The organism is Cellulomonas bogoriensis 69B4 = DSM 16987 (assembly GCF_000767165.1).
Classification (GTDB): domain Bacteria; phylum Actinomycetota; class Actinomycetes; order Actinomycetales; family Cellulomonadaceae; genus Actinotalea; species Actinotalea bogoriensis.
In genome coordinates, this window is sequence record NZ_AXCZ01000108.1 from 1 (window position 1) to 9,013 (window position 9,013).

Here is a 9,013-nt window from a genome sequence, read left to right on the forward strand (position 1 = left end):
CGTCCGTCCCGTCGCGGCCACCGCGCCCACGTCCGCACCGGCGGTCGCACCGACGGCAGGCCTCTCCGAGGCCGAGAGCGCCGAGGCGGCGCGGTGGGGTCGGGTCGACGCCGACGGCACGGTGTGGGTCCGTGAGGAGGACGGGGAGCGCGCCGTGGGCCAGTACCCCGGCGCCGAGGCCGCCGACGCACTGGCGTTCTACGTGCGCCGGTTCGCCGACCTCCATGCCAAGGTCGTCCTGTTCGAGGCACGGCTGACGGCCACCGACCTCTCGGTCAAGGAGATCGACACCACCCTGGAGCACCTGTCCTCCGAGCTTCAGGCCCCCGCGGCCGTCGGTGACCTGGACGGGTTGCGCCGACGCCTGGAGAGTCTGCGGACGGTGGCGGCGGAACGCCGTGCCGCCGCCGAGACCGAGCGGGCAGCAGCCAAGCAGGCCGCTCTCGAGGCCCGCACGGCGATCGTCGTGGCAGCCGAGGAGATCGCCGCCACGGACCCCGAGCGCATGCAGTGGCGCCCGGCGGGTGACCGGCTCCGCTCGTTGCTGGACCAGTGGAAGGACTCCCAGCGCAACGGGCCCCGCCTCGACCGCGGGAGCGAGGACGCACTGTGGAAGAGGTTCAGCCACGCCCGCTCCACGTTCGACCGCGAGCGTCGCAGGTTCTTCGCCGACCTGGAGAAGCGCAACACCGAGGCCAAGCACGCGAAGGAGCGTCTGGTCGTCGAGGCCGAGTCGTTGGCGTCCAGCACCGACTGGGGCGCGACGTCGGCGGCGTACCGGGACCTGATGACCCGGTGGAAGGCCGCCGGGCGCGCGAGCCGCAAGGACGACGACGCCCTGTGGGCGCGGTTCCGCGCGGCCCAGGACACGTTCTTCTCGGCGCGGGACGCCCGCCAGCGTGAGACCGACGAGGAGTTCGCCGCCAACCTGCAGGTGAAGCTCCGGTTGCTGGACGAGGCGGAGAAGCTCGTCCCGGTGACGAACCTCGCTGCCGCGAAGGCGGCGCTCCGGGACATCCAGGACCGGTGGGACCAGGCCGGCAAGGTGCCACGCGGTGACGTGCAGCGCGTCGAGGGCCGGATGCGGGCGGTGGAGCAGGCCGTACGCGACGCGGACCAGGACAAGTGGCGTCGCACCAACCCCGAGACCCGTGCCCGGGCCGAGGGTGCTGCCGCCCAGCTGTACGCCGCGATCACCGCGCTCGAGGAGGACCTCGCCGCCGCCGAGAAGCACGGCGACGAGCGGAAGATCGCCGAGGCGAGGGAGGCGCTGGAGGCACGCAGGTCGTGGCTCGAGCTCGTGGAGCGGGCCGCCGCGGACTCGCGCGGCTGACCCGTTGTCCGCGCCTGGCCTGGTCCCTGGTGGACCGGGTCAGGCGCTCCCAGCCTCCAGCGGCGTGTCCATGCGGGATCCGGTGACCCTGTACACGTCGAACACGCCGTCGATCTTCCGGACGGCCGAGAGCACCTGTGCCAGGTGACCGGGCTCGGCCATCTCGAACACGAACTTCGAGATGGCCACCCGGTCCCGGGAGGTCGAGACCGCAGCCGACAGGATGTTGACGTGGTAGTCCGACAGGACCCTGGTCACGTCCGACAGCAGCCTGCTCCGGTCCAGGGCCTCCACCTGGATCTGGACCAGGAACAGCGTGCTGGCGCCGGAGTCCCACTCGACCTCGACGATGCGTTCGGGCTGGGCGAGGAGGCCGTCGACGTTGCCGCAGTCGGTGCGGTGCACGCTGACCCCGGCGCCCCGGGTCACGAACCCCAGGATCTCGTCCCCCGGCACGGGCGTGCAGCACTTCGCGAGCTTCGCCCACACGTCGCTGACACCCTTGACCACGACCCCGGCGTCCCCGGCCCGCGGGCGTCGGGGCTGCCGGCCCGGGCGGGCTGCCTCGGCGACGTCCTCCTCGGTCCCGGACTCCCCACCCATGGACTGGACCAGGCGCTGCACGACCGTCGCCGCGGAGGCCTGGCCCTCGCCGATCGCCGCGTAGAGGGCCGAGACGTCCGCGTACCGCATCTCGTTGGCCAACGTCACCAGGGCCTCGTGGGACAGCAGGCGCTGGATCGGGAGGTTCTGCTTGCGCATCGCCTTGGCGATCGCGTCCTTGCCGTGCTCGATCGCCTCCTCGCGGCGCTCCTTGGAGAACCACTGGCGGATCTTGTTCCGGGCACGGGGGCTCTTGACGAAGGTCATCCAGTCCCGGCTGGGCCCTGCGGCGTCCGAGCGGGACGTCAGGACGTCCACCACGTCACCGTTCTCGAGCGTGGAGTCCAGGGGGACCAGGCGCCCGTTCACGCGGGCGCCCATGGTGCGGTGGCCCACCTCGGTGTGGACCGCGTAGGCGAAGTCCACCGGCGTGGAGCCTGCGGGCAGGGCCATGACGTCACCCTTGGGGGTGAACACGAAGACCTCCGCGCCGCGGATCTCGAACCGCAGGGACTCCAGGAACTCGTTGGGGTCGGCGGTCTCCCGCTGCCAGTCCACGAGCTGGCGCAACCAGGCCATGTCCCCCGCGGCGTCGACCGCACCGGCCTGCTTGGCGGCCTCCTTGTACTTCCAGTGCGCCGCGACGCCGTACTCGGCCCGCCGGTGCATCTCATGGGTGCGGATCTGGATCTCGACCGGCTTGCCACCAGGCCCGATGACCGTCGTGTGCAACGACTGGTACATGTTGAACTTGGGCATCGCGATGTAGTCCTTGAACCGCCCCGGCACAGGGTTCCACCTGGCGTGCAGCGCCCCGAGCGCCGCGTAGCAGTCACGGACGGAGTCCACCAGGACACGCACGCCGACCAGGTCGTAGATGTCACCGAAGTCGCGGCCCCGGACGATCATCTTCTGGTAGATCGAGTAGTAGTGCTTGGGACGGCCGGTGACCGTCGACCTGATCTTCGCCGCGCGCAGGTCGGCGCCGACCTGCTCCCGCACGACCGACAGGTACTCGTCGCGCGCCGGGGCCCGCTCGGCGACCAGGTGCACGATCTCCTCGTACACCTTGGGGTACAGGGCGGCGAAGGAGAGGTCCTCGAGCTCCCACTTGATCGTGTTCATCCCGAGCCGGTGGGCCAGCGGTGCGTAGATCTCGATGGTCTCCCGAGCCTTGCGCTGCGCCGACGCGGCCGGGACGAAGCGCCAGGTGCGGGCGTTGTGCAGGCGGTCGGCGAGCTTGATGACCAGGACGCGGATGTCGCGCGACATCGCCACGACCATCTTGCGGACCGTCTCGGCCTGCGCAGCGTCGCCATAGGTCACCTTGTCGAGCTTGGTGACGCCGTCGACGAGCATCGCGACCTCGGCACCGAAGTCGGCGGTGAGGTCGTCCAGGGAGTAGTCGGTGTCCTCGACGGTGTCGTGCAGGAGCGCCGCTGCCAGGGTCGGGGGCGTCATTCCAAGGTCGGCGAGGATCGTGGCGACCGCGACCGGGTGGGTGATGTACGGGTCGCCGCTGCGCCGGACCTGGCCCCGGTGCGCGCGCTCGGCCGTGGTGTAGGCACGCTCCAGGACGGCCAGGTCGGCCTTCGGGTGGTTGGACCGGACGGCAAGCATCAACGGTTCGAGGGCCGGCGACGGGGCGACGTTGCGCGCACCGAACCGCGCCAGGCGGGAGCGCACCTTGCTGCCCGTCACCGCGACGTCCGGCTGCGTCTCCGCGGCGGGTGCCCCGGGGCGCGCACCGGAAGGGGCGGGGGGCGCGTTCTTCTCGGACACGTGCCTCTCCCTCCTGGTCGCCTCCTGGAAGTCTAGGTCTCCCGGGGCGGCCCCGCCGACATCGTCCGCGACGACGCACCGGACGGGCGTCGGGCAGGTGCGCTCAGTACCTCAGGAGCGCCTGCACGTCCCGGCCCTCGAGCCGGGACCGCCCGTGGAGGAAGTCCAGCTCCATGAGGAAGCTCAGGCCCACCACCTGGCCGCCGGCCTGCTCGAGGAGCTCGACGGTGGCGGCCGCCGTGCCTCCCGTGGCGAGCACGTCGTCCACGACCAGGACCCTGGCCCCGTCGGGCACGGTGTCCGGGTGGACCTCGAGCACCGCGCTGCCGTACTCCAGGTCGTAGCTGCCCGACAGGGTGGCCCGCGGCAGCTTGCCCTCCTTGCGGACGGGGACGAAACCGGCGCCCAGCGCCACCGCGACGGGGGCCCCCAGGATGAACCCGCGGGCCTCCATGCCCACCACCACGTCCACCGGGCCCGGGGCCGCCTGGACCATGTGGTCCACGACCCGGGCGAACGCCGCAGCGTCCGCAAGGACGGGGGTGATGTCCTTGAAGGTGACGCCCGGCCTGGGGTGGTCGGGGACGTCGTGCACGAGTGCAGCGATCTCGGTCCTCAGGTCGGTCATTGTCGTCTCCCGGGCTTGTGGCCCTTGCGTCGTCGGGGCTGGGACCGGGTGCCGAGGTGCTGACCGGGGACGAGCGCCCCGACCGTCACCGTGTCCCTGGCACCCGAGGCGGTCGCCGCGGCGCGACGCTCCTCCAGGCGGGCACGGGTGTGCGCCGCGACGCGCGCCTCACGCTCGCGCAACCACACCAGCAGCGGTGTCGCGAGGAACACCGACGAGAACGTCCCCACCAGGATCCCCACGAACAGGGCGAGCGCGATGTCCCGCAGCGTGCCGGCACCGAGCAGGAACGCACCGATGAACAAGATGGATCCGACCGGGAGGACGGCCACCACCGAGGTGTTCACGGAGCGCACCAGCGTCTGGTTCACGGCCAGGTTCGCGAGCTCACCGTAGGTGTACCGGCGTTGCTCGAGCACGCCGCGGACGTTCTCGTTCACCTTGTCGAAGACGACGACGGTGTCGTAGAGCGAGTAGCCCAGGATGGTGAGGAAGCCGATCACCGTGGCGGGTGTGACCTCCCACCCGATCGCGGCGTACAGCCCGACCGTGATCACCAGGTCGTGCAGGAGCGCCACGAGCGCCGCGACCGCCATGCGCCAGTCGCGGAAGTAGACCGTCAGGACGAGGCTGATCAGGGCCAGGAAGATCACCAGAGCCCTCAGGGCCTTCGTCGTCACGTCCTGGCCCCACACCGGCCCGATGTAGGAGGAGTTGACCTCGTTCTCGGGCACGCCGTAGGCGGCCGCCAGGGCTGCGGCGAGCTCCTGGGTCTGGACGTCGTCCAACTGGGAGGTCTGCACCCGCAAGGTGTCGGCCCCCACCACCGAGACCCTCGGGATCTCTGCTCCCGGGATCCCGGTGACCGCGTCGACCGCGGGCTGCTGGGTCGTCTCCTCGACGCCGGGGACGGTGAACTCCGACCCGCCCCGGAACTCGATCCCGGGGTTCAGTCCGCGCACCCCGAGCAGGACCGCGGAGATCAGCACCACCGACGTGGCCACGAGGAACCACCGACGGCGTGCCCCCACCACGTCGTAGGAACGACGGCCGGCGTACAGGTCGTTGCCCCACCGGGACATGCTCACGCCCATCACCGCATCTTCCCTTCGGTCATGGTCCTGTCCGGTGACCCGGTCCTGTCCGGTGACCCGGTCCTGTCCGGTGACCCGGTCCGGGCCGGTGAGACGACCCTGCCTCGTCCCGCGTAACGCGGTGACCCTTCCCGGAGCAGGCTCGGGTCCAGACCGGACCAGCGGTGGCCCTGCGCGAAGAAGCGGCGGCGGCTGAGCAGCTTCAGCACCGGGTGCGTGAATGCGAACACGACGACGAGGTCGATGATCGTGGTCAGCCCCAGGGTGAAGGCGAACCCACGGACACCGCCCACCGCCAGCATGTACAGCACCACCGCAGCGATGATGCTGACGACGTCGGAGATGAGAATGGTCCGCCTGGCCCGTGCCCACGCAAGGTCCACGGCCGCGGCGAGGCTGCGCCCGTCACGGAGCTCGTCGCGGATGCGTTCGAAGTACACGATGAACGAGTCGGTGGTGATGCCGATCGCCACGATCAGCCCGGCCACCCCGGCCAGGCTCAGGCGGTATCCCTGCACCCACGACAGCAGGGTGATCGTCCCGTAGGCCAGGAGCCCGGCCATCGCCAGGGACGAGATCGTCACCAGGCCCAACGCGCGGTACTGCGCCAGGGACCACACGCCCACGGCGAGCAGTCCGATGAGGCCTGCGACGATGCCCTTCTGCAGCTGCTCGGAGCCCAGCGTGGCCGAGATCTGCTGCTCGGACTGCACGACGAAGGTCAGGGGCAGCGCACCGAAGTTCAGCTGGCGGGCCAACGTCCCGGCCGACTCCTGGGTGAAGCCGCCGGAGATCTCGGCGTTGCCGTCCGTGATCACCGTGTTGACCTGCGGCGCGCTGATCACGAGTCCGTCGAGCACCATCGCGAACTGGTTCCGGGGCGCCTCCAGCTCGATGAGCCGCTCGGTGACCTGGCGGAACGTGCGCGACCCGTCGGAGTCGAAGCTGATGTTGACGACCCACTCGTTCGTCACCACACCTGTCGAGCCGACCCGCAGACCCGACTGGGCGTTGTCGATGTCGGCGCCCATCACCTCCACCGGCCCGAGGACGTACTTGGCCGCGCCCGACGCCTCGCACGCCACGACCGGCTCGTCGACCTCGCCGACGATCTCTGCACCGCCACGCAGGTTCGCCTCGGCGGTGCAGTCGCGTGCGTTGAACTCCTCCAGCACCTCGTCGGTCAGCCACGCGAAGTCGCTCGGGTCCGCGGGCTCCGGGGCGTCCCCGGGCTCCTGCCCGTCCGGGTCCACGGCGTCCTGGTCGCCCTCCGCGACCGGAGCCTGGTCCTCTGCGGTCGCGTCCGGTTGCGCGCCCTCCGCCTCGCCGTCGGGCTCCTGGCCGCCGGGAACGGCGTCGAGCTGCTCGTCGCCGCCCTCCTCGGAGGGCGGCTCGTACGGCTCCGGGCCTGCGGAGACGATCACCGGGCGGAAGAGCATCTGCGCGGACTCGCGCACCAGAGCCAGCGTCTGCGCCGTCGGGGTCCCGGGGAGACCGACCACGATGTTGCTGCCGCCCTGGGCCGAGATCTCGGCCTCGGCCACCCCCGAGGCGTCCACACGCTGGCGGATGATCTCGATCGACTGCCGGATGGTGTCCTCGGTGACCCTCGTCTCGTCGTCGGTCACCGGCGTGAGGATCACCTGCGTCCCGCCCTCGAGGTCGAGGGCCAGGTCAGGGGTCATCGAGGCGTCGGACCAGGTGGTCCCCGCCAGGAGGCCACCGAAGAGCGCGGCCACCAGGACGAGCAGGGTCACCAGGGGGCGCGCCGGGCGCTGCCGTCGGGCTGTCGTTGCCACGGGTCGTTCTTCTCTCGTGCGGGCCCGGCCGGAGCCGGGTGACCGGCCGGGTGCGTGGCCGGATGACGGTGCCGGGGCGGCGCGCCCGGCGTGGTGTCAGCGGGTGGTGGTGTCGTCGCCCGGCTCGGGCGCCGCCGCCTCCGGGTCCTCGAGCACGGCGTCCTCGTCCTCGACGTCGACGTCGGGCTCGGCCGTGGCCGGCGGCTTGCCGATCGCCGGCCGGAGCCACCGGGTGGTCACCCCGGGAGCGATCTCCAGCGTGACGACCTCACCCTCGACTGAAACGACCGTCCCGAACAGGCCCGATCCCGTCATGACCTCCTGCCCGGGCTCCAGCTCGGACCGGAAGGTCGCGGCCTCGCGCTGCTGCTTGCGTCCGCGGCTGGTCATGAGCCACATCACACCGATGAGCAGGGCGAAGATGACAAGAAGTTCCATGGGTGCACGTCCAAGTGGGTCGGGGTCAACCGGGCGAAGTCTAGGTGACGCCCGCCACTGACGACCAACGGCCCAGGCCCCGGAGACGTTCCCGGCGTGCGCCCGGACCCTCGGTCCGGGACTCAGTCGAAGAGCGTGGGGCCACCGGCGGGTGGAGCCAGACCCAGGTGCTCCCACGCCCGGGGCGTCGCCACCCTGCCGCGGGGCGTCCGGCCCACCAGCCCCTCCCGGACCAGGAACGGCTCCGCGACCGTCTCGACGGTCTCGGGCTCCTCACCGACCGCGACCGCCAGGGTCGACAAGCCGACCGGCCCACCACCGAACCTGCGGCACAGAGCCTCGAGCACCGACCGGTCCAACCGGTCCAGACCCAGGTGGTCGACCTCGTAGACCTCGAGCGCACGACGTGCCGCCACCAGGTCCAGCGTCCCGTCACCCCGCACCTGGGCCCAGTCGCGCACCCGCCGCAGCAGACGGTTCGCGATGCGGGGAGTGCCGCGGGAGCGCGAGGCGATCTCGGTGGCGGCCTCCGTGACGAGCTCCACACCGAGCAGGCGCGCCGACCGCACCAGCACCTGCTCCAGCTCACCGTCGTCGTAGAAGTCCATGTGCCCCACGAACCCGAAGCGGTCGCGCAGCGGCGCGGGCAGGAGCCCGGCCCGGGTGGTGGCCCCGACGACCGTGAACGGCGGCAGGCTCAGGCTGATCGCGTTGGCGCCGGCGCCCTTGCCGACGACGACGTCGACCCGGAAGTCCTCCATCGCCACGTACAGGAGCTCCTCGGCGGGGCGTGCGATGCGGTGGATCTCGTCCAGGAACAGGACCTCCCCCTCCTCCAGGGAGGACAGCACCGCCGCGAGGTCGCCGGCGTGCTGGATCGCCGGTCCGGAGGTGACGCGGATGGGGCTGCCGAGCTCGGCGGCGACGATCATCGCCAGCGTCGTCTTGCCCAGCCCCGGGGGGCCGGAGAGAAGGACGTGGTCCGGGGGGCGCCCTCGCCCCATAGCGGCGTGCAGGACCAGCTCGAGCTGCTCACGCACGACCTTCTGCCCGACGAACTCGCTGAGGTCCTTGGGCCGCAGGGCCGCCTCGGCCGCACGTTCGACGTCCTCCGCGGCGCCGTCGACGAGCCGTGGGGTCGCGAGGTCGTCATCCACGGCCACCCCCGAGCGCCCGCAACGCGCCGCGCAGCACCTGGGCTACCTGGTCGGCCCCGACGGGGCCTGCCTCCTGGGGTGCGATCACGGCCACGGCGTCCTGGGCCGCCTTGACGTTCCACCCGAGGCCCACCAGCGCCTCGACGACCTCCTCGCGCCGGTCGGCGCCTGCAGGGGCG

The 9,013-nt window shown here is 71.7% G+C and carries 7 protein-coding genes and 1 pseudogene; 1 reads left to right on the forward strand and 7 read right to left on the reverse strand.

The window, feature by feature from the left end; all coding sequences use genetic code 11:
• On the forward strand, positions 1–1,333 hold a 1,333-nt coding region (locus N869_RS10095; RefSeq protein WP_035061050.1), incomplete at its 5' end, for a DUF349 domain-containing protein.
• A 39-nt stretch (positions 1,334–1,372) separates the two neighbouring features.
• Here N869_RS10095 and N869_RS10100 read toward each other — a convergent pair.
• From N869_RS10100 to N869_RS10130, 7 genes and pseudogenes are all read right to left on the reverse strand, one after another.
• Positions 1,373–3,718 (reverse strand): RelA/SpoT family protein, encoded by a 2,346-nt coding sequence (locus N869_RS10100; protein ID WP_084136903.1) that lies wholly within the window; start codon positions 3,716–3,718, stop codon positions 1,373–1,375.
• A 103-nt stretch (positions 3,719–3,821) separates the two neighbouring features.
• Positions 3,822–4,346: an adenine phosphoribosyltransferase gene (locus tag N869_RS10105; protein ID WP_035061052.1), complete on the reverse strand. Its 525-nt coding sequence runs from the start codon at positions 4,344–4,346 to the stop codon at positions 3,822–3,824.
• Entirely contained in the window at positions 4,343–5,440 is a 1,098-nt protein-coding gene (gene secF, locus N869_RS10110; protein ID WP_035061053.1) for a protein translocase subunit SecF, read from the reverse strand. The genes N869_RS10105 and secF overlap by 4 nt, the downstream gene beginning before the upstream one ends.
• Positions 5,440–7,239: a protein translocase subunit SecD gene (gene secD / locus N869_RS10115; RefSeq protein WP_084136906.1), complete on the reverse strand. Its 1,800-nt coding sequence runs from the start codon at positions 7,237–7,239 to the stop codon at positions 5,440–5,442. Before secD ends, secF begins: the two co-directional genes overlap by 1 nt.
• 96 nt (positions 7,240–7,335) lie before the next feature.
• Entirely contained in the window at positions 7,336–7,677 is a 342-nt protein-coding gene (gene yajC, locus N869_RS10120; protein ID WP_035061057.1) for a preprotein translocase subunit YajC, read from the reverse strand.
• Between the two features lie 122 nt (positions 7,678–7,799).
• Positions 7,800–8,834 (reverse strand): Holliday junction branch migration DNA helicase RuvB, encoded by a 1,035-nt coding sequence (ruvB, locus tag N869_RS10125; RefSeq protein WP_408606355.1) that lies wholly within the window; start codon positions 8,832–8,834, stop codon positions 7,800–7,802.
• Positions 8,827–9,013, reverse strand: a pseudogene (locus tag N869_RS10130) (Holliday junction branch migration protein RuvA); the annotation flags it as partial. The gene ruvB and the pseudogene N869_RS10130, both read right to left, overlap by 8 nt.

Excerpts from the sequence above, each read along its gene's own strand:
- N869_RS10105 (WP_035061052.1), bottom strand. The coding sequence starts at position 4,346 with ATGACCGACCTGAGGACCGAGATCGCTGCACTCGTGCACGACGTCCCC.
- secF (WP_035061053.1), bottom strand. The coding sequence starts at position 5,440 with ATGGGCGTGAGCATGTCCCGGTGGGGCAACGACCTGTACGCCGGCCGT.
- yajC (WP_035061057.1), bottom strand. The coding sequence starts at position 7,677 with ATGGAACTTCTTGTCATCTTCGCCCTGCTCATCGGTGTGATGTGGCTC.